Genomic DNA, 20,212 nt, shown 5'->3' with positions numbered 1-20,212 from the left:
TGGTGGGGCTGGTGTTTTTAGCCCTATACGCTGCCGATGCCGGTCGATACACTCTGGGGCCCGAATTCGCATAACCCATTGAATTTTGACGAAGTTAGACCAAGAAATGTACGCCATTATTGTTGACGGTGGACGTCAGTACCGTGTTGAGCCCGGAATGGAAGTCGATCTGGACTACCGTGAAACGCCGGCTGGTGAAAGTTTGACGTTTGAGAAAGTGCTTGCGGTTCAAGGTGAATCGGGTTTGAAGCTCGGATCTCCGACCGTCGACGGCGCCACGGTGACCGCTTCGGTGATGGGGCCGAAACAAGGCAAGAAGATCTACGTGCAGAAGTTTCGACGGCGTAAGCACAGCAAGAGCCGCATCGGCCACCGTCAGCTGTTCACGCGTGTCAAGATCACGGACATCGCGGGCGTCTGATGCCTTCCAGCCGGCTCTCCGAATACGAGCTGGGGGAAATCCTGGGTGTTGGAACCGTCGGCACGATCTACCGTGCGACGGAAAAGGAGACCGGGCGCAGTGTCGCGCTGAAGATACTCCATCCCAAAGTCAGCCAAAACACTCTGATTCGCGCTCGCTTCAAACGCGAGATGATGATTCTGGAGAAGCTGCGGCACCCGAGCATCGTCCAGTACTTCGGCGGAGGCCGTGTCGACGAAGACCAAGGGCTATTTTATGCCATGGAAGTGGTCTCGGGCGGGACGGTTGCGGACCTGCTGACGTTCGGCGGACCGCTTCCCTGGACCGTGGTCGTCGAGATCACCCGTCAAATCTGCAGCGCGTTGCAGTGTTCCCACAACATCGGCATCGTCCATCGCGACTTGAAGCCGAGCAATCTGTTCTTGACCCCCGAAGGCGAAGTCAAGCTGGGGGATTTCGGGATCGCACGTGATCTGACCGCCGGCGACTTGACGTCCGCCGGCATCACGGTCGGGACGCATGCCTACATGGCGCCCGAACAAATCCGGGGCGAGCAATCGGTTTCGGGAAAGGCCGACCTTTACGCGCTCGGCTGCTGTATGTTCGAGATGTTGACCGGCCGCAAAGTCTTTCTCAGTGATGATTACGCGAAGCTGTTTGATCTGCATCTCAAGAGCAAGCCGCCTTCGGTGCGTGACTTCGTGGATTGCCCCGAAGCGATCGACAAGGTGATCGGACAGCTATTGGCCAAGTCGCCCGACGACCGCCCGTTTAATGCCCGTCAGGTCCAGGCGATGATGATGGAGGCGGCACGTAGCTACAACTCGGGCGAGAAGGCCGGGGATCCGGACAATCCCGTGTTTGAGGCCGGGCACAACGAGCTGGTGCGACGCATTCGAGCGCGGCTGGATCCGATGTCCAACACCGTCAGCGGGCCGCGGTTGGCACTCGCCATCGCGGTGATCGCAGCGATCATCATCGGTCTGGTCGTGGTTTCACAGTCCGGTTCGTAGAGCTTCGGGAGAAGCGGAACTCGTCCTGGTTCAACGTCCCTGGTAGCATTGGTGTTTACACAAGTCGCAAGAGTCCAAGTCACCCTCCCGCACACGGGAGGGTGACTTCTTAACTTGATGCCGATGCCCGCGCTTGTGAGTTCCTAACCCGCCCCACCATTTCACCGCCCATGAATTCGCCCCACGGTCTTCCCGAAGTCATCGAAGACGAAGCTCAACTCGAGGAGCTGTTGATCACGCCGTCGGCGAAATTGATCGAGTTGGCCGCAACGCTGTCGGGAAACCTCGTGATCTTGGGGGCCGGCGGCAAGATGGGGCCGACCCTGGCCGCACGTGCCCAGCGCGCGATCGATCAAGCCGGGGCCGCTGCCCGGGTTGTTGCGGTCAGCCGATTCTCCGATCCCGTGGCCCGCGACTGGCTGGATCGTCGGGGAGTCAAGACCGTGGCCGCCGACCTGCTGTCGCAAGACGCGTTGGACGAATTGCCCGACGCCGACACGGTCGTCTACTTGGTCGGATCGAAGTTTGGCACTCGGCAAAACCCATCGCACACCTGGGCCGTCAACACGATCGCGCCGGCCTGTGCGATGCGGCGTTACCCGAAGTCCAACTTTGTCGCGCTCTCGACCGGAAACGTCTATCCGTTTACCCCGACAGATCAGCGCGGCTCGATCGAATCCGATCCCTTGGCACCGGTCGGCGAGTATGCCTATGCGGCGGTCGGCCGCGAACGCATCTTCGATCATTTCTCCCGCGTCGATGGCACTCCGGTCGCCATGATCCGATTGAACTACGCGACCGACCTGCGCTACGGGGTGCTGACGGATTTGGCGGTGAAAGTTTTTCGTGGAGAGACGATTGACCTGACGCAAGGCTACTTCAATTGCATCTGGCAAGGCGACGCGAACGACTTGATCCTTCGCGCCCTACCGCTGGCCGATTCGCCGCCCCGACCGATCAACTTGACCAGTCTGGAAACCTTTGCCGTTCGCGAAGTCGCCCAGACGTTCGGACAGCTGATGGACCGCAGCGTCCGGTTCAGCGGTCAGGAATCCGAGACCGCACTGCTGAGCAACGCATCCCGGTGCGCCGAATTGCTGGGCGCGCCGGCGACTCCGATGGACCAGGTGATTCGCTGGACCGCCCACTGGGTCAGCCAGGACGCTCCGTTGTTGGGCAAGCCGACGCATTTTGAGGTTCGCGATGGAGCCTTCTGAAGCAACCGGTAACGACGCGCCGATGCCGCCTGACTGGGTGACGCAATCGATGCGCAGCGGCATCGTGATCCCGGCACATCCCCTGGCGCTCGATGCCGAGGGAAATTTTGACCGCCGCAGCCAACGCGCCCTGACGCGTTACTACCACGCGGCCGGTGCCGGCGGTCTGGCGGTCGGTGTTCACACCACACAGTTCCAAATCCGCGAGCCCCAGCTCGATCTGCTTCGCCCCGTGCTGGAGCTTGCCGCGGGAACGGCTCGTGAGTTGGATACCGCCGGCGGCCGACAGACCGTTTTGATCGCGGGGATCTGCGGACCGACGGATCAGGCGATCGGTGAAGCCCGGCTTGCTCGAGATCTTGGCTATCACATCGGATTGTTGTCGCTGGCCGCTCTGCCGGATGCCAGCGACGACCAGTTGATTCGGCATTGTCAGGCGGTCGCCGAGCAGATTCCGATTTTTGGGTTTTACCTGCAACCCGCCGTCGGCGGACGCGTTCTGTCGGTCGACTTTTGGAGACGCTTGGCCGGCATCAAGAACTTGATCGGGATCAAGATTTCGCCTTTCGATCGCTACAAGACGCTGGATGTGGTTCGCGCGGTCGCCGAGGCCCGACGCGGAAACGACGTCACGCTGTACACCGGCAACGACGACGCGATCGTTCTGGATCTGCTGACCGACTATGAAATCCGAATCAACGACTACGTGAAACGAATTCAGATCGTCGGCGGCTTGCTCGGCCACTGGGCGTGCTGGACCCAAAAGGCGGTTGAATTGTTGCAGACGTGCAAAAGCGCCCGAGGGTCCGATCAAATGCAACGCGGATTGTTGACCCTCGCGACGCAAGTCACCGATTGCAACGCCGCACTGTTCGACGCGGCCAACGGATTCGCGGGCTGTATCGCCGGCATCCAAGAGGTGTTGTATCGCCAGGGGCTGTTGTCCAGCCCACGGTGTCTGGATCCAAAAGAAAAACTCTCGCCGGGCCAACGCGACGAGATCGATCGTGTGTGCGATGCCTATCCGCATTTGATCGACGACGAATTTGTGTCGCGAAACCTCAAGACCTGGCTGCGCTGAGCTGTCGCCCGCGTGGGATAGGCTTCCAGCCTGTCATTGGCTATCTCGACAGGCTGGAAGCCTATCCCACATCGCTGTCACCAAACCGCGACGACCTTCGCCGATTCATCGATCGCAGATCGAATCCAGTTCAGGAAACGATCAAAGGGCTGGCCGATGCCTTCGCGGAACTCTGTCACTTTGCCGCCGACTTGCATGCAGGCCGCTTGATCGCCGAACCGCCATGCCGATCCCGAAGTGCCTTGTCGGAACGTGTCGTCGGCGGAGCGTCCGACACGAATGCAATCATCCAGGATTCGCGATCCCAATCGAAAGCCGTCCGGAAAAACCTCTTCACCGGTAAAGGCCTGTGATTCGCCCGGTGGCAGCGTTCGGCCGCGACGATGTTGCATGGCCGCGCGGTGGACTTGGCGAATACTCATCAGATCGACCGCCGGCGGGTTGTTGGTCTGGATCAAGTTGCAACGTTTCAGTTTCGCTTCGATCTGCTGTTGTTCGCCGACGATCACCATCACGGCCAGATCAATGTGCTCGCGTTTGGCAGCCGCTTTGAAGCGTCGGCATTGAAACCGGGTCGTTGAATTGACGCGGATCGAGCCGACTCGTAAGGACGTGTCATCGAACAGATGGCCGACGGTGGCGAATCCCCATTCGGTTTGGCCATCGAACCCATTCCAGCGCAGCAGGAATCCGCCGGCCGCGTCATGAGTTCCGAGTTTGACGCTTCCGCCGGTCGGTACATAGTCGGCAAGCGACTCGACGTCCGATCGAATCACCAGCAAGTCGAATTTGCCGTCGCTGCGTTTTAATCGGATTTGAAAGTGCGGAGGAATCCGTCTCGCTTTCGCCACGCGTCGACGTTTGCGGGGCAGATAGACGCGAATGGCAAGCTGCCATCCGAAGGGTTTGCCGCCGGTGTATTTTCGGCCGATACCGATTTCGCTGGACTGACCCGTGATCGCTTTGACGTGACGTTTTGCGGTCGCGACCACTCGTCGCCACTGATCCTGTGTGAGTTCGTCGTATCGCTTGATCGTTACCGCTGGCATCATCCGTCCAATCCCATCAACCGCTCTGACAGGGTGATCGCAGGCCGCGGGTGAACCGCGGGACCCCCAGTCCCGATACACCCCCCGTGGGAACTTACTTTGTCGTACCAAGGATGGGAGACAGAAATGCGTCACAATTCTTTGCCCGCCGTGTTGTTGGCGGTCGGCTTGCTGGCGGCGACAGCAGGAAGTTTGGGCTGCACCCCGCGCGTCCGAATCCGAGCGGCGCCCGGGCCTGACGACACCGGAATCAGGTACTACCGCCCCAAGCCGTACCTGCGGATTGAACCGGGCGGCAGTGTGGTGACCGAAGGCAGGGTATCGACCACGACGCCGAGCGATGAGTTCGTGGCCATCTCGCTGGAATACCTGCCGGACTTTTCCGAAGAATATTCGATCGACGTGCGACCCGGACTGGGAACGGCCAACGTCTCGGTCGGCTTGACCGATGGTTGGAATCTGACATCGCTGAACCAAGAGCTTGATTCTCAGTTTGACGAAAGCGTCCAAGCGATCGCCGACTTGGCCAAGGCGGGAACCGGGTTCCTGCCCACGGCCAAGGGCTCCGGCGGCAGCGTCCCCGGCAGCACGCAGAAGTTTGTCGTCGCGGCGACCAATGTGCCGATCGGGTACTACGAATCGGTGATCAGCAAAGATGCCTGCGGCAAGAAGCGTCTGTACGGTTGGCGGTACGTCGGGTTCTTGCCATTTAGTCCGTGTCCGACCGAGATGTGCGGCGGCCAGCAATTGGCCTGTAGCTCGGTGCCTTCGGATTTGTTTGGAATGGTGTTCGACAACGGCGTGATGACGTTCAAGCGTCTCGACGCGATCTCGGAGGTTCCCGACACGACGCGAGAACCGGTCAGCACGGGCCAGTTCGTCGTCAGTGCGTCCAGGCAAGCAAAACTGGATGCGATGGCAACGGCGATTCGGAAAGCGATCCTGCAAAACGAAGGAATGGAATCCAAGGTGCACGTGACCCAGGCCGACGATTGGATGACCGTCCAGTGGGACATCGAATTGCTCGGGACGACCGCAAAGAACACGACGCGCGAACGATTCATCAAGTCGCTCGTCCAACACGAAGCCGTCGAGCAGGCGCTGCACGACCTGGGCGATCCGGTTCCGACCGTCATGCCGGTCACGGGTCTGCCGGGGCAAGAGTGACTGGAGGTCATGCGGCGCGAGCCGTCCGGTGGCAGCGTTGGGAAACGCGTTGACGGACCGGAGGGCTTGCGCCTTGCCGCTAAATCGAGAAGCGACTTACCAAAAAATGGCTCCCCTCTCCCCCAAACAAGCCTCGTGGTCGATTCGGATCGATCATGCGCGTCAAGTGATTTTAGAACGCGAAAACGTTGCGACGAGCAGAGGCTTGTTTGGGGGAGAGGGGCAGGGGGTGAGGGGGGATCCGCACGACGAAAGACGATGAAATCACAACGCCACCGAGTTTGCTCGTGATCAGCGCGGCCGATCGACTGAATTTGAAAACTCGGTTTAGCTGATGCCGCGTGATCGTGGTTGCACCGGAGGATAGTTTCGAAGTGCGTAGCCGATGGGCGATGCACCGTCGATTTCTGCTGAGTCGATTTGATGTAGTTCGCATTCCAGAGTACGACATATCGCCAGATCCAACCGGGGTTCGAGAACGTAACGTTGCCGTCATCCAGCAATGGCGCACAGAATAAATCCCCCTCACCCCCAGCCCCTCTCCCCCATTCCTGACTCGCTTAGGCTCGTCAGGAATCGGGGGAGAGGGGAGCCATGGTGTTTCATTTTCGCTTCTCGATTGAGCGGTATTGGGCTTGCGCCCTGCCGCTCACAAATAACGGATGATGTGAGCGGAACGGCGCGAGCCGTCCGGCGGCGGCGTGCGACAATTGACCGGCTGCACGTGGTGAGTGCCCAGGCCTAGAATTCAGCGTCGCAATCCTTCTCATGTTTGAGAAAACCATCATGATGGACGTCGAGCTTCTCAGTCGGCTGCAGTTTGCCGGAACGATCATGTTCCACTATTTGTTCCCACCGCTTTCGATCGGTTTGGGGCTGCAGCTGTTCCTGTGCGAGTTGGCGTCTGTCCGCACGGGGCATCCGGCGTGGGAATCGGCGGCGCGATTTTGGACCCGCGTGTTCGCCGTCAACTTTGCGATGGGCGTGGCGACCGGGATTGTGATGGAGTTCGAATTTGGGACCAACTGGGCGGCGTACTCGCGATTCGTCGGCGACGTGTTCGGGTCCGCGCTGGCCGCCGAGGGCATCTTTGCGTTCTTTTTGGAGAGCGGCTTTCTGGCGGTTCTGGTGTTCGGTTGGGACCGCGTCGGCCCGAAGATGCATCTTTTCAGCACCTTGATGGTGTTTCTGGGATCGGTCTTTAGCGCCGTTTGGATCGTGATCGCCAACAGTTGGCAACAGACGCCGGCGGGTTATCACATCGTTTGGCAGGAGATCCAGGGCCAAAGCATTCCCCGCGCCGAGGTGACAGATTTTTGGGCGATGGTCTTCAATCCGTCGTCGGTGGATCGATTGACGCACACCGTGATCGGTGCGCTGGTGTTGGGCGCCTTCTTCGTCGCTTCGGTGTGTTCGTTTTATTTGTTGAAGCAGCGTCATGAAGACGTCGCACGGCGTTGCCTTTCGATCGCCCTGCCCAGCGCGTTGGCGTTCACCTTGCTGGCCGCCTTGTCCGGACACGACTCGGCCCAGAAATTGATCGAAACCCAGCCGGCCAAGCTGGCCGCGATGGAGGCACATTTTGAAACGACCGACCAGCCGACGGGCCTGTACCTGTTCGGCTGGCCGGATGCCGAAAACGAAACCGTGCACTTCGGCATCCGCGTGCCCTGGTTGCTGAGCTTGATGGTCTACAACGATCCCGGCAAACCGGTTCCCGGTATGGACCAAATTCCCGAGTCCGATCGCCCGCCGGTGTGGTTGCCGTTTCAGATGTTCCACTTGATGGTCGGTCTGGGCACGATGATGATCGTGCTCGCGGCGCTGGCGTGTTGGTTTTGGTACAAACGAACCTATCAAAACCATCGCTGGTTGATGTGGTCGATCGTGCTGATGCCGCTGGCGGCGATGACGGCCAACCAAGCCGGTTGGATCACCGCCGAAGTCGGACGGCAGCCGTGGATCGTGCATCCGTCCGTTCAGAACGGTGTCGCGATGATGGGATTAAGAACCAAGGACGGGCTGAGCGAATCGGTGACGGCCGAGCAAGTGCTCAGTTCGATCGTGTTGTTCGCCGTCATTTATTCGCTGTTGTTCGCGGTCTGGATCTTTGTGCTCAACCACAAGATCCAACACGGTCCGGAGAGCATGGAGGAACTTGAATCGCATAAACGGACTCGCGGCGCGTCGAAACTGTCGGATCAAATCAGCCACGGTGGCACAGGTCGTGGCGGCGGACTGATGGATGAGGATGGCTGATGAGCTACGACACAATCACCTTGGTCTGGTTTTTCCTACTCGGCGTCTTGCTGACCGGGTACGCGATCCTGGACGGGTTCGATCTGGGGGTTGGGATTCTGCATCCGTTTATCGCCAAGGACGATCGCGAGCGGCGATTGGTGATGAACTCCATCGGACCGCTGTGGGACGGCAATGAAGTCTGGTTGGTGACGTTTGGCGGGGCATTGTTCGCCGCGTTCCCCAACGCCTACGCCACCGTGTTCAGCAGTTTTTACGCCGCGTTTCATTTGTTGTTGACGTGTTTGATCGGCCGCGCGGTCAGTTTGGAATTCCGTTCCAAGGTGCACTCGCCGGCTTGGCGACGATTTTGGGACGCGGGATTTTTTCTCTCCTCGATCACCGCGGCGGCGCTGCTGGGAATCGCCGGTGGGAACGTGATGGCCGGCATGCAAGTCGGCCCGATGTTCCGGTACGAGGGCGGATTGCTGGACCAGTTGTACTGGTATCCGTTGCTCGTCGGCGCGCTCACCGTGTCATTGTTCGCGCTGCACGGGGCGATCTATCTGTACCTCAAGACGGAAGACGAGTTACAGCAGCGGGTGCGGCAGCGGATTTTGCCACTGTTTTATTGTTTTGCGGCTTTGTATGGCGTGGTCACGTTCGCCACTTGGTTACACGTGCCGCATGCGACCGAAACGCTGACGCGGCATCCTTGGTTGTGGATCGTTCCGGTGCTCAACGCATTGGCGGTGTTGAACATTCCGCGGGCGATGCACTTGGGGAAACCGGGCTACGCGTTTTTTACGTCGTCGATGATCATCGCCGCGCTGGCGTCCCTGTTCAGCGTCGCGATTTTCCCCAATTTCATGCTTTCGACGATCGATCCGGCCTACAGCGTGACGCTGGAAAACGCCCGCAGCAGCCACCAGACGTTGATCACGATGCTGTGGATCGCGATGATCGGCATGCCCTGCGTGGCCAGTTACACGATCACGATCTACTGGATCTTTCGCGGCAAGGTGCAGCTGGATTCGAACAGCTATTGAATCGGGTGACTGGAATGTGAAGGTTCGGTGAATCGTCGCGGTGTGGCTTGACCGTTTTTCCGCGATGGGGTTTTTAGGTGGCGCCGATTGATTCCCCTCATTTGTACAGAGCGTCCAAAGCTCGAGTCTGTCCAGGGGGGACACAAACAAGCCTCAGCCCAAATCAACCCCGACCTTGAACCGCTACACCATCCCCACCTGCCTGATCGCGTTGTCCCTGGTCGTCTACGTACAAACGATGGGATTCGAGTTTGTAGCGTTGGACGACGCAGAATACGTCAGCCGCAATCCGAACGTCCAAAATGGGATCAACCCGGCCGACATGAGTTGGGCGTTGACGACGACGCGGATGGGGAATTGGCATCCGCTGGTGTGGTGGTCGTTTCAGCTGGATTCGCAGCTGTATGGAAATGGTCCGTTCGGGTTTCATTTGACCAATGTGATCTTGCACACCCTTTCGGTCGTCATCTTGTTCGTCGCGCTCAAGACGTTGGGACTGCGAGACGCGTTGGCGACAGCGGTCGCGGTGTTGTTTTGTGTCCACCCGCTGAACGTGGAGTCGGTGGCGTGGATCGCGGAACGCAAGGGTACGCTCAGCACGCTGTTCTGGATGCTCGGGATGCTCGCTTACGGCAACTACGCGCGCAAGCCGAGTCAGCGACGGATGGGCGTGGTGTGTTTGTGCATGTTGGCGGGGCTGATGTCCAAGCCGTCGCTGCTAACGTTCCCGTTCGCAATGATGTTGCTTGATCGATGGCCGCTGCGACGACTTCGGCTCACTCGATCGGATGATGGTCCGCATCAACATGATGCGATCGACGACGTTTTGCTTGATCGTAACGCCTTGGGCGGCCGAGAAATGATCGGCATGGCTCGCAGCGTGATCGAAAAGTCGCCGCTGTTCGCCCTAACCGCCGTGTTCTCTTTGATTGCCCATGCGGCCCAAAGTAGTGCGGGGGCGGTTGCGTCTTTGGATCATGTCTCACTCACAGATCGGCTGTTGCAGATCCCCTGCGTTTATGTGTTGTACTTATGGCAGCTGGTGATGCCGTTGAACTTGACGGTGGCACAACTGCCGCCGGCTGCCGGCATTCCTCTTTGGGCCGCACTGTTGTCCTCCGTCGCCCTGATCGGGGTCTCGATCTACGCTTGCCGTCAATTGACGCGCACTCCGCTGGTTTTTGTCGGCTGGTTCTGGTTTCTCGGGACACTGTTTCCCACATCGGGAATCGTTCCGATCGGCATTCAGTGGATGGCGGATCGCTACACCTACGTCCCGAGCATCGGCATCTTCCTGCTCCTGGGTTCGGCATGCATCTTGGCAGCTGATCGACTTGCGATTTCAAGGCAGAAAGCCGTTGCGTTTGGCGTCGCGATCACCGTCGTTTTGTGCGTCTTGTCGATCATTCAAACAAATCATTGGCGAGATTCGAAAACGCTATTGGGGCACGTCTTAAGCGTGCATCCGGACAATCATTTGGCGCACTCGAATCTGGCGGCGATCGCGATCATCGAAGGGGACTATCGCGTCGCGTTGGGGCATGCCGAAGCGGCGGTCAATGAAGGGTCTCCGTCCGTGCAAACAAGAAACAACCTCGCCTTGTGCCTGGCAAAACTTGGCCGGACCCGCGACGCGATCGACTTATTTGAGAAAGTGATTGCAACCGACCCTGCGTTCGCCGAAGCCTACCTGAACCTGGGGAATCTGCTGCGGCGCGTTGATGTCGGACGTGCAGAACTGTGCTTTCGCAAAGCCGTGGAACTGAATCCGGACTATGCGGAGGCGCACAATAACCTGGGCGGAATGTTGGCATTGCGTGACCGCGATGAAGCGAGAAAACATCTTGAGATCTCTCTTGAACTGTGGCCGGAGAATCCGGATGTCCACTCCAACCTCGGCAATTTAGACGCACGAGCGGGTAACTATGAGAGCGCGGTTGGTCATTATCGCGATGCGTTGGCTTTGAATCCCGATCACGCAATCGCTCGCCAGAATTTGAAGGTCGTGACAGAGCTTCGCAGCGTCGAGTCGCCCCCGAGATAAAAGGAAGTGGCGTAAGCTCCCCGCCTGCGTTTCACGAGTGAAACGAGACGGCAAGCTGGAAGCTTACCCCACTTAATCATCCTCGTTGTGCCGAGCCGCTCGTCCGCCTTTGACGGCGATGGACGTCAGGCTTTGACTGAGATCAACTCCCAGCTCATCGGCAAGCTGCACACACAGCGCGATGGGGCTCCGTCCATCGGTTTCATCCGCTTCTTTCAATCGGTTTTCGACGTGAATCCGATCGAGTGATGCGGGGAGCCGACCGAGTGCCTGGGAGTACCACATCACGGCGCGATCCTCGGCGCCCTGGCGGTAGGCGCCCGAGCCGCGACGGCTGAGTTCCCACCAGGCGTCGGCGATCGCGATTTGGTCGGTCGTCCGTGACGCCCCGCGAAGGTCCATTCTGGCAACCTCGACCAGATCGCCGCCTTTGCCCTCGGCGACCAAGGGCAATCCGGTTTTCCAGTCGCCCTTGATGAAGCACAGGAAGCTTCCGAACGCGGCACCTGCGGCGACGTCATCCGGGTTGATCCGAAACCGATGCAAGTCATCGACGGATTGTTCGTATTCCCGCTTGGCCGATCCGAGTTGTGTCCTCAGCCGCGTCAACAAGCGAGAGATTTGGTCTTCGCGATTGTTTCCGGCAAATCGATTCGCGATCCGAGCGACCGAACTGGCGAACATGTACTCGTTCTCTCGAATGCCCGCGTAGATCACCGGTAGGGCCCGCTTCAGCATGCCATCGCCGTCGACGGTACTTGCGTCACGACTGGCGGTCTCTTCGCCGAAAGCCTGAATCCATTTCAGATTTTCTCGAAACGAGTCGACTTCGAAGCGTGCGACCCGTTGGTCAATGGCATCGATTAGGGTGTCGCCGTCAGCTGCTTCGATCGCCAGTCGTAGTGCCGCACGCTGCAAAACGAATGCTCCGGCGGGATCCGCATCCATGCCCGCTGCAGTGTCAATCAGTTCGGCAGCAAGCTTTCCCTTCTGATCCGGTTTCGTCGCCTTGGCAAGTTGATCGCTATAAATCCGCCGAAGTTTTTCCTGTGCTTCGCCTAATTGGACCGCCGACGGAACGGGTTCACGGGCGATGGTAACATCGTCGATCATTGTCGGCAGATCCGCACCGACCGGAACCCTCTCGGCTTCAGCGACTTGGGGCTGTAAATCTTGATCGGAAAGCGAGTCGTCCAGGTCTGGATCTTCCTCAAACTCTTCCACGGTGATCGCGCGGTGAATATCCCTGGCACGTAGTCCGTCGCTTTTTTCGTAGCTCATGGCGCGGAAGAGCTGCTGATCATTCAGACTTTTTTCCAAGAGCACTGGGAAACCGTTGGCCCACAGAGCGAAGGTGCCGTCGACGCGTAACTTGCCGACGTACGGCGACATCTGCATCGTCGATTTGGGCAGGAAATCCTTTGGTTCGGTCCAATTGACCGCGTGCGCGTCGTTGATCTCCAGAAGCATGATCGTGTTTTCAGGACCGTCATCGATCATTGATTGGGAGATGCTGCGGTTTTCTCCGAAAATAAAAGGGGGGCTGGCGGGCAAGACGAAGTTTGTTTTTTCATCAAAGCGTTCTGGTGAAACGTATTCATCCGGGATGAATTGCAGCAGGTCCTTGTTGGGCTGCATGTTCCAGGCGCGATCAAAATCAAAGCGTTTGTAAAGCTCTTCGTATCCGAGGTACGGTAGCAACTCGACCCTCCACGACAGCGTCGGGACACCTCCCGCATTCTGGTGATAGGTTCGAGGGTAGCGTTGGTTTTTGTCCTGGTAGGCAAGCAGCGCGTCGTTGATTTTTTGCAGGTTTTCAAAGGCACGACGTCGTCGCTGGGCGACGGTCAGTTCTGTTTCCGGTTTGCGGCGGGAAATCGGCGTGATGCCGACGATTTCTTCCAAGCTTTGGGTGTCCGACGGATCGTCCGTCGCCGTCGACGGCGTGTCGAGCGGGACGGCTGGCGAGACCGAAACACTGGTGTCAACGACTTTTGGACTTTGCTTCGAAACAACTTGGTGCGTTGGCGGCTTGGCTTTTGCGTCGGGCGTCGCCTTGGGCGCCTTGGCCTCGTCCTTCGTTGAAGTCCCCCGATCACGTTGGGCATGTTTCATGAACAGATCTTGCTGGCTTTCGCCACATCCTGACACACAGCAAGCGATCAAGATCGACAAGTGCGTTGCGATCAGTGAGAAACGTCGGTCACGTTGGAAATTCATCATCATTTGTCTTTGCGGTCGCATAAGATTCGTTTGATCCAGCCATGGGTGAGGACTCCGCCGCCACAGCACCAAGACTGTTTGACGTCAATTTCATCGTGACCGGCGATCGTATCGGATGTGATTTTTCGGAGTCTGCCATGCATTTCTTCAATGCGTTGTTCCACCATCTCGAATTGCGATTCGGGGTGCTGAAGTGATGCCGGATTGCGTTTCAGTTTTTCAGCTTCACCATGTGTCGTTTTCGTCGCTCGACTGACCAGCCGTGTGAATTCGTTTCCGCCGGATTCGAATGACCAGAACCAACACGACGCACCGCTGAGCAAGAGTGCGGTGGTCGTTTCGGCACCACAGTCAAACAAACTGACCGTTGGCAGTTTCAATTCCAAATCATCGTCATCTTCTCGATCGAGCGCGATCAGATCGGCGAACTCAACTGCCGCAAAATTCAAGAGGGCGATCGGCGTTGCCTGCAGACCGCTGACATTCAGCCCGGCAAGGCCAAGGTTCTCTAGATACCGATCCACAAATTGTTTCTTGGCCGCTGAGACAAAAGCGGGGCGACCGATCGCGGTCAGCTGATCGTCGGGGAAGGGCCCGATCCAGTTGACACAGGCGACTTCGTCCATCGGAAGCGGGATCCGTGACTCCACTTCTTTCTCGAAAAGTGTTTTGACCTGCTTGTCGGCGACGGGGGGCAATTTGACGAAACGGGAAACCAATTCGCGTGCCGGAAAGCTGACCCAAACGGGCGTTCCTTCAATCTCATGCTCTTGCAGAAAAGTTTCCATTGTCGTGCGAATCTGTTGATCGAGCTTGGAATCGTCGGTGCTCCGCGTCAGCGGAGTCTCAATCGCCAGCTTATGGCATTCCACCAGTTTTGGCCGCTCGTCACCATCCGACTCCAGACAAACGGCTTTGATGCCCGTTGCACCGAGATCCAGTCCCCAACATCGATCCGCCTTCTTTCGCCCGAGTCGTTTGAGCAACCCTTTCTTGGGTGAAAAGTCTTCTTTGACAAGTCCTAGCCCGAGACCTTGTAGTGCGAGGCCGAGTGCGACGTTGAACTGGCCCGCGGACGATCGAAACGCGGCGTGATCGCCGAAATCGATGCTCTTTGGAAATGCCAAGACCCCCAGCGGTCCGCCGACCCAACTCCGTTCCGTTGCGTCCAGGCAAGCAAAAAGATCGCGAGAGGTGGACTTGGGACCCTTGATTCGCCCGCTGATGCGTTCGATCATCTTGCGGGCACGCGGATCACCATCGGATTCTGCCAGCCACTGTTTGGCAATCCTTCCCAATGTCGGCGTCGCAAACGGTTCGCCATTGAACTGGTTCGCGAGCCAGACCACTCGTTGGACGGTCTCGTTCAGGTTTAGGTATTCCTGTCCCCGGGCAATTGCCGGGACACAGTCCAGCACCTCCGCAGCCGCCGCGTACTTATGCGTCTGGCGAAGTGTGGTGGCTTTTGCGATCAGTTTCTTGCCCACCTTCTGGGCCAGTTTTGCGACCGACGGATCATCCGGTTGAAGTTCCAGCAATTGATCCAGAACGACTCCCGATGTGGTCCAGTCGCGTTTCTGAAACGCCTCGTGTAGTGATTGTTCCGCTGTCTTAAGTTGTTCCAGCAGCGTCGTCGATCGCTGCAGCTGGCTCTTCGCTTCCGGCGTCAGCAGTTTTGACGACAACGAGCTGAGGAGTTCGACGACGCGAGCCGAATCGCCTACGTCGTACGCCTGCTGGGCCGCTGCAATGCGTTCCGAAGCGGACCCGCACTCTTGTTCGGCGATCAGATCAATTTTTTGTTGTGCCGTTTTGGCGTGGGCAATCACCTCCTTGAATCGATAGTCCTTCTCGCGGGTGACGACTGCCAGAATCCCCTTCGACTTGTCGAAATCACGTTCTTTTGCGGCGTTGATCGCATCGGCGATCTTCCCTTCCAAGCTGTTCTTTCGATTCGAGATCGACGCGACAAGATCACAACCGCAATGACCGCAAAACGACTGCTCAAGCAGAACCGGCTTGTTGCATTGAGCGCAGGGCTCATACAAAGCATGACCGCAGCCGGCACAAAACTGCCCGCCCACCGGGTTCGTTGCCTTGCAAGCCCCGCACGTGATCTTCCCGGATTGCACCGATGACGGAGGGGACGAAGCGATTTCACCGGAAGATGGAGAGATGGACATATCGCACTATCAAGAAAAATCAGTACTGAAAGTAACAACCCGGCTGCCGACGTTCGTCAGTCAAACGGTCTCACTCGGATTCAAATCGCCCCACGACCCCGTACACGGGCAACCAATTGGAATACGACTTCATCTCAGGGTCACCGATCTGAACGTATCCGTGCTGCTCTGCCAAATTGAAACGCCGGTACGGACAGTCCTTGGGGATCGAGATGCGAAGTCGATAACTTCCCTCCGTCTCCAGGGGTTCGAGTTCCGCCTGCAACTCCTTCGGTTCAACATCCAAGACGGCGATTTTTCGCGATCGATCCGCCCGCGAACGGACGACCACGTACAAGTCATGTTGCTCTCTGCTATCAACGGTCCCGAAATCGATTCCGGTACGCCGGTCCACGATCGGTCCATAGAATCCGATCGGCGGTCGAACGCGACCCCCGAATTCGATCTGAACTTGTTTGGCGACACCGTCCAGCTCGAGAGCGAGATCGAACACGCCGGTATAGCTGCCGTAGTCGTTTGATTCGATCTCGATGGTCAGACGCTTGGCAACCGTCGCGGACTTCCCCTCGAGTTGTTCGATCGCCGACTGTTCAGGGACCGCAACCCACTCCACATCAAAGTTGTCACACGAGACGTCGAGAATTTTCAAGTCATGGCCCAGCTGGCTGTACACCAGACACTCGGCCATCGCCGCCCGACCGATGTCATGGCTTTCGAATCCGATTTGTGATGGAAACACCAGCTCTTTTCTTTGTTGACTTTGAACGGCAAGCGTCAACGTTCTGTTGAATGGATCGTTGGTCGTCAGCGTTACTGTCTCACGGGCAGGTCTTGTCATCGGCTCTGCCGCCGCCGTCATCTCCACGGTGCATTGAGCCACTTCGCCAGGTGCCAGCAATTCATTGGTCAATTCGGCCGTCACGCGATCGGAACTGGTGTTCCGTACTTTTACCTGTAGCTCCTGATCACCCGCGTTCTCGATCCGAAACACCTGTCGCAGGACTTCACCCGGCCGAACCCAGCCGAAGTCATGCTGTGAGGGCCAAGCCCGTGCCATCGGCTTGGCCCTGGCTGCGTAGGTGTCGCGCAGTTCAGCCTGATCGTCCAGCTCGGCGACGAGCCGGTCATAGTCATCCCGGCGACTGTCGGGGACGCCCCACGGCTTGTAGCTGACGGCTTGGCTGAGCGCGAAGGTGAACGACGCGAATCCGATGACGGCTACGCCAAAGAAGATCAGCCGTTTAGTGAATTGATTGAGATGCACGTTTTCGGATTGCTAGATTGTTAAACAGGGGAGACCCCCATCGCATGAAATGCCATGGGGGCCCCATTTCGAAACTGTTTTGCCGGGGCAAAACCTTATCACTCAAAGCCGGGATCAGCTTTCTTCGAATTGGCCCTTGAAGGAGCTTTCGTCGATGAACAAGCCGTTGAACATTTCGGCCGGTTGAAGCTCGACTTCCGAGCTGGAGTAGCCAACGCCCGAGAAATCGGTCTGGGTATCGTCGATCGGGAATCCTGGATTCAGGTAACCGTCGCCGTTGCTGTCGTAGAACAACTGCACCGATCCGTCACCCATCAGGATGTTGCATCCACCGCTGTGAATGGCGAACCAGTCACGAGTGTCTTGCAAGTAGTAACCCGATGGCGTTGTGTCGTCATTGCCGCTGGCCAGCCCGCAATTGATGGTGGACGGCGCGCCCCGTTCGCAGTTGATTTGGTTCACCATCGAGACTCCGCCGTTGAGCAAGATCAAACGGTTGTTGGCCGTCGACAAGTAGGCGGGACCGTCATTGAACGCTTCGGACAGCAGCATCCCGCGGGGAAGCTCTTCTTTGGTGTTCGGAACGTCCAGACGGAGGATGGCTTCATCGACATCGCCGGGACCGGCATCGCCGAGCAATGGAATGCTGCTGGTCGCAATGCGACTGCGATCGAGCACGGAGGCCATCAACGGCCCACTGGTGTCAGCCCGCTCTTTAAAGTTCCCGTTGGCGGCAGACAGAATCTCACCGCTGGCGTACTGCATGATCGGCGCAACACGCACCAGGAAGTATCCCGCGGCGTAGTTGGTCATGTAGCCTTCGTCGACGTACGTGCCTCCGACGTATCCCGAAATCGTCGTAAACGTGGTCGCACCGACGGTGACCGCAGTGGTCAGGTCACCCGCACCGTCGTAGTTTGCGACTCCCGACGCGTCGTACAACTCCGCGCCTGCACCGGCTCGCATACGCGTCCAGGAATTTCCCGCCGAGGGGCCGATTCCGGCCAGGTTTCCTGACGAAGAAACGCCCAGCAAGTCATTCAACTTTTCCGATGCCTTGGCGGGGTTGCTGGGGCACAGCATGTCACCGGGGATGGCCGATCCGGTGTTGACCAGGTCGGCGACCCAGCCGTAGGTGTCCATGTCACCGTCACGTTCAAAGTCCGATGCACCGGTGCACATGCGGCCCAATGGGTCTCGGTCGGAGAACGTGTACATTCCGATGCCGAACTGACGCAGGTTGCTCGAGCACTGGGTGCGGCGAGCGGCTTCACGAGCCTTCGTCAGAGCCGGCAACGCCAGGGCGGCCAGCAGGGAGATGATGGCGATCACCACCAACAGTTCGATCAGGGTGAATCCTGACTTTCGCAGACGCGACATTTCGAATTCCTTGTTTGGATTTCTGTGGACACAGGCACTGTGTACAAGGTCACAGCCCGCGCCCAAAATGGGGAACGATCTCGAGCAGTCGGCTGGCAGTTTGACGGGAGGTGACGCGGAATCGTTGACAGTGATCGCGTCGCCGCCCTGACCTGCCGGCCGGCTTCTCTTTACTTTTAAAACTCCAGCACATCGGTGTGCACGTCACTCCGATGGCAGGCGTATTCAAGCGAGACGTTGGCCTGGTGCAATCGCAAACGGATTGATTTGCGATAGACTTCATCGTTCCTTCGCATTCCCGACCACAACTCCTTCACATCACGCTCATCAGTCGCAATGCGAGACGGGAATCGACGTGGAACCCAAACATTGGCTTCACGAATCCTTCACATGTGGTGAAGGTGGTGGCGTGCGAGATGGCTGCTTGAGGGAGGGCGGCGGCCCAATGCCACTTACGTTGGCGCTGAAGGTGTTAGCGGAACGGCGCGAGCGGGCCGTCGTTTTTGTGAGCCGCGACGCGTAAGCGGCCGGGCACTGCGACGCTGCCCGAGGCCTTACGGCCAGCGGCTCACCATTGACTCAGCAGATCCCGACTCAATCGACAGCCCGCGAGCCGTCCGGTCGCGCGTCAAAAACACCGTGAAAGACCGGAGGGCTCGCGCCCTGCCGCGAACAAACAACGCCCCGTTTGACGTTCACGTGGGTGGCGTTGTTTGTGCGGCCGACGGGCCGGGCGAAACGGTTGATGGGTTTCGCGGCGGAGGGTGAGAGAGGGCCGTCGGCGGGGGCTGGGGGAGGTCGCTGCGCTCCCGGGTCGCAAGCTGGAAGCTTACGCCACGTGGTGCGGTCGCAAGCTGGGGGCTTGTGCCACTAGAGGTTTTTCAGGCGGACGTTTTTGAATTCGGCCCACATCGGCTTGCCGGCGTGCAGTTGCAACCCGAGGAAGCCTTTGGAGAACGACTTTTCGGGATGCTTGTCGGTGAAGTCCAGGATCAGTCGGCCGTTGAGGAAGTGCCGGATGCGGTTGCCCTTGGCGATGATCACGACGTCGTTCCACTGGTCGACTTTCATCAACTCCTTGAACTCCGCCTTGCTGATCAACGGTTCGCCTTGGACCTGCTTGCCGTCTTCGTTCCAGACCGCTTTTTCACCGACCAGACAGATCCGTCCGCGCGAGCCTTTTTCGTCGTAGATGAATCCCGGCACGCTCGGCAAGTCTTCCTCATTGCGGATCTCGTGTTGGTAGCCACGCAACACCCATTGGTTGGTGGCTTGCTTGTCCGTCGCGACGCGTTGCGATCGATATTGAATGCCCGAGTTGTTCGACGCGGTGCAGCGGAACGACAAACGCAACTCAAAATCGGCGACTTCGTCTTTCCAAATCAGGAACGTATTTCCCTTCGTCGAAACCTCTTTCGTCGTCTCACCATGGATCACGCCGTCACGAACGCTCCACAACCGTGAATCGCCATCCCATCCGGTCAAGTCCTCGCCGTTGAACAGCTGGGGCATCCCGTCCGGCTCCGGCGGCGCCGAAACCGCAGGCCCTTCGGCAAAACAGGCGACGGAAACGAACAGGCAAAGGGTGCCGAACAGGAAGGGGCGAAGCATGGGAGTTCTCATAACGGGGGAGTGTTTGACAGAGGGAGTGATTCAAGCCCGGTATTATGACCGGAGACGGTTGGGGGTGCCAGGGTTTGATGTTCCAGGTTCCAGGTTTCAGATTTCAGATTTCAGATTTTTCTCGGGCGGGCGTTTCGTTTTGCTTGTTACCCATTTTTCTGCCCACGATTTTTCTGCCATCTCTCCACCCCCGACCCTGCTCCCCCTCTCACTCCGGCGCCGGACCGGCTACAATTCGCGACCCCGAAAAACACTAATTC

14 protein-coding genes and 1 pseudogene are annotated in these 20,212 nt (G+C 58.3%); 8 read left to right on the top strand and 7 right to left on the bottom strand.

Going from position 1 to position 20,212, the window contains the following annotated elements:
• Positions 1-106 precede the first annotated feature (106 nt).
• The 4 genes from rplU (at position 107) to Enr13x_RS34075 (ending at position 3,732) form a co-directional block, all read left to right on the top strand.
• The gene (rplU, locus tag Enr13x_RS34090) at positions 107-421 is read left to right on the top strand and encodes a 50S ribosomal protein L21 (RefSeq protein ID WP_095739853.1); all 315 of its coding nucleotides are present in this window, start codon (positions 107-109) and stop codon (positions 419-421) included.
• The gene (locus Enr13x_RS34085) at positions 421-1,434 is read left to right on the top strand and encodes a serine/threonine protein kinase (protein WP_145391363.1); all 1,014 of its coding nucleotides are present in this window, start codon (positions 421-423) and stop codon (positions 1,432-1,434) included. The genes rplU and Enr13x_RS34085 overlap by 1 nt, the downstream gene beginning before the upstream one ends.
• A 170-nt stretch (positions 1,435-1,604) precedes the next feature.
• Entirely contained in the window at positions 1,605-2,651 is a 1,047-nt protein-coding gene (locus Enr13x_RS34080; RefSeq protein WP_145391362.1) for an NAD-dependent epimerase/dehydratase family protein, read from the top strand.
• A complete protein-coding gene (locus Enr13x_RS34075) occupies positions 2,638-3,732 on the top strand; it encodes a dihydrodipicolinate synthase family protein (RefSeq protein WP_231743945.1) in 1,095 nt (364 codons plus the stop codon). Before Enr13x_RS34080 ends, Enr13x_RS34075 begins: the two co-directional genes overlap by 14 nt.
• Positions 3,733-3,809: 77 nt before the next feature.
• Here Enr13x_RS34075 and Enr13x_RS34070 read toward each other — a convergent pair whose 3' ends face one another.
• A complete protein-coding gene (locus Enr13x_RS34070) occupies positions 3,810-4,784 on the bottom strand; it encodes a hypothetical protein (RefSeq protein WP_145391361.1) in 975 nt (324 codons plus the stop codon).
• Between the two features lie 123 nt (positions 4,785-4,907).
• Between Enr13x_RS34070 and Enr13x_RS34065 the strand changes: the two genes are divergently transcribed.
• The 4 genes from Enr13x_RS34065 (at position 4,908) to Enr13x_RS34050 (ending at position 11,279) form a co-directional block, all read left to right on the top strand.
• Entirely contained in the window at positions 4,908-5,948 is a 1,041-nt protein-coding gene (locus tag Enr13x_RS34065) for a hypothetical protein (RefSeq protein WP_145391360.1), read from the top strand.
• A 786-nt stretch (positions 5,949-6,734) separates the two neighbouring features.
• Entirely contained in the window at positions 6,735-8,207 is a 1,473-nt protein-coding gene (locus tag Enr13x_RS34060) for a cytochrome ubiquinol oxidase subunit I (RefSeq protein ID WP_145392847.1), read from the top strand.
• The gene (gene cydB / locus Enr13x_RS34055) at positions 8,207-9,235 is read left to right on the top strand and encodes a cytochrome d ubiquinol oxidase subunit II (protein WP_145391359.1); all 1,029 of its coding nucleotides are present in this window, start codon (positions 8,207-8,209) and stop codon (positions 9,233-9,235) included. Before Enr13x_RS34060 ends, cydB begins: the two co-directional genes overlap by 1 nt.
• Positions 9,236-9,410: 175 nt before the next feature.
• Positions 9,411-11,279, top strand: coding sequence for a tetratricopeptide repeat protein (locus tag Enr13x_RS34050; RefSeq protein ID WP_145391358.1), 1,869 nt, complete (start codon positions 9,411-9,413; stop codon positions 11,277-11,279).
• Between the two features lie 72 nt (positions 11,280-11,351).
• Here the strand turns inward: Enr13x_RS34050 and Enr13x_RS34045 are convergent, their stop codons facing one another.
• From Enr13x_RS34045 to Enr13x_RS34025, 6 genes and pseudogenes are all read right to left on the bottom strand, one after another.
• Positions 11,352-13,505: a DUF1559 family PulG-like putative transporter gene (locus Enr13x_RS34045; protein WP_197455559.1), complete on the bottom strand. Its 2,154-nt coding sequence runs from the start codon at positions 13,503-13,505 to the stop codon at positions 11,352-11,354.
• On the bottom strand, positions 13,502-15,442 hold the full coding sequence (pilM, locus tag Enr13x_RS34040; protein WP_197455558.1) for a pilus assembly protein PilM: 1,941 nt from the start codon (positions 15,440-15,442) through the stop codon (positions 13,502-13,504). Before pilM ends, Enr13x_RS34045 begins: the two co-directional genes overlap by 4 nt.
• Positions 15,443-15,493: 51 nt before the next feature.
• Positions 15,494-15,685 (bottom strand): annotated as a pseudogene (locus tag Enr13x_RS39955) (double zinc ribbon domain-containing protein); the annotation flags it as partial.
• A gap of 70 nt (positions 15,686-15,755) precedes the next feature.
• Positions 15,756-16,949, bottom strand: a complete 1,194-nt coding sequence (locus tag Enr13x_RS34035) for an Ig-like domain-containing protein (protein ID WP_145391355.1) — start codon at positions 16,947-16,949, stop codon at positions 15,756-15,758.
• A 114-nt stretch (positions 16,950-17,063) separates the two neighbouring features.
• On the bottom strand, positions 17,064-18,329 hold the full coding sequence (locus tag Enr13x_RS34030) for a DUF1559 family PulG-like putative transporter (protein ID WP_145391354.1): 1,266 nt from the start codon (positions 18,327-18,329) through the stop codon (positions 17,064-17,066).
• Between the two features lie 870 nt (positions 18,330-19,199).
• Positions 19,200-19,940 carry a 3-keto-disaccharide hydrolase gene (locus Enr13x_RS34025; protein WP_197455557.1) on the bottom strand — a complete coding sequence of 247 codons (741 nt, stop codon included), beginning with the start codon at positions 19,938-19,940 and terminating at the stop codon, positions 19,200-19,202.
• Positions 19,941-20,212: the final 272 nt, after the last annotated feature.

It is taken from the genome of Stieleria neptunia (assembly GCF_007754155.1).
GTDB lineage: Bacteria > Planctomycetota > Planctomycetia > Pirellulales > Pirellulaceae > Stieleria > Stieleria neptunia.
The sequence above is the reverse complement of the archived record's forward strand: the minus strand, read 5'-3'. Positions and strand labels throughout refer to the sequence as shown.

What these genes read in the sequence shown, in the direction of transcription:
- rplU (WP_095739853.1), top strand. Translation starts at nt 107, where the DNA reads ATGTACGCCATTATTGTTGACGGTGGACGTCAGTACCGTGTTGAGCCC.
- Enr13x_RS34085 (WP_145391363.1), top strand. Translation starts at nt 421, where the DNA reads ATGCCTTCCAGCCGGCTCTCCGAATACGAGCTGGGGGAAATCCTGGGT.
- Enr13x_RS34080 (WP_145391362.1), top strand. Translation starts at nt 1,605, where the DNA reads ATGAATTCGCCCCACGGTCTTCCCGAAGTCATCGAAGACGAAGCTCAA.
- Enr13x_RS34075 (WP_231743945.1), top strand. Translation starts at nt 2,638, where the DNA reads ATGGAGCCTTCTGAAGCAACCGGTAACGACGCGCCGATGCCGCCTGAC.
- Enr13x_RS34070 (WP_145391361.1), bottom strand. Translation starts at nt 4,784, where the DNA reads ATGATGCCAGCGGTAACGATCAAGCGATACGACGAACTCACACAGGAT.
- Enr13x_RS34065 (WP_145391360.1), top strand. Translation starts at nt 4,908, where the DNA reads ATGCGTCACAATTCTTTGCCCGCCGTGTTGTTGGCGGTCGGCTTGCTG.
- Enr13x_RS34060 (WP_145392847.1), top strand. Translation starts at nt 6,735, where the DNA reads ATGATGGACGTCGAGCTTCTCAGTCGGCTGCAGTTTGCCGGAACGATC.
- cydB (WP_145391359.1), top strand. Translation starts at nt 8,207, where the DNA reads ATGAGCTACGACACAATCACCTTGGTCTGGTTTTTCCTACTCGGCGTC.
- Enr13x_RS34045 (WP_197455559.1), bottom strand. Translation starts at nt 13,505, where the DNA reads ATGATGATGAATTTCCAACGTGACCGACGTTTCTCACTGATCGCAACG.
- Enr13x_RS34030 (WP_145391354.1), bottom strand. Translation starts at nt 18,329, where the DNA reads ATGTCGCGTCTGCGAAAGTCAGGATTCACCCTGATCGAACTGTTGGTG.
- Enr13x_RS34025 (WP_197455557.1), bottom strand. Translation starts at nt 19,940, where the DNA reads ATGCTTCGCCCCTTCCTGTTCGGCACCCTTTGCCTGTTCGTTTCCGTC.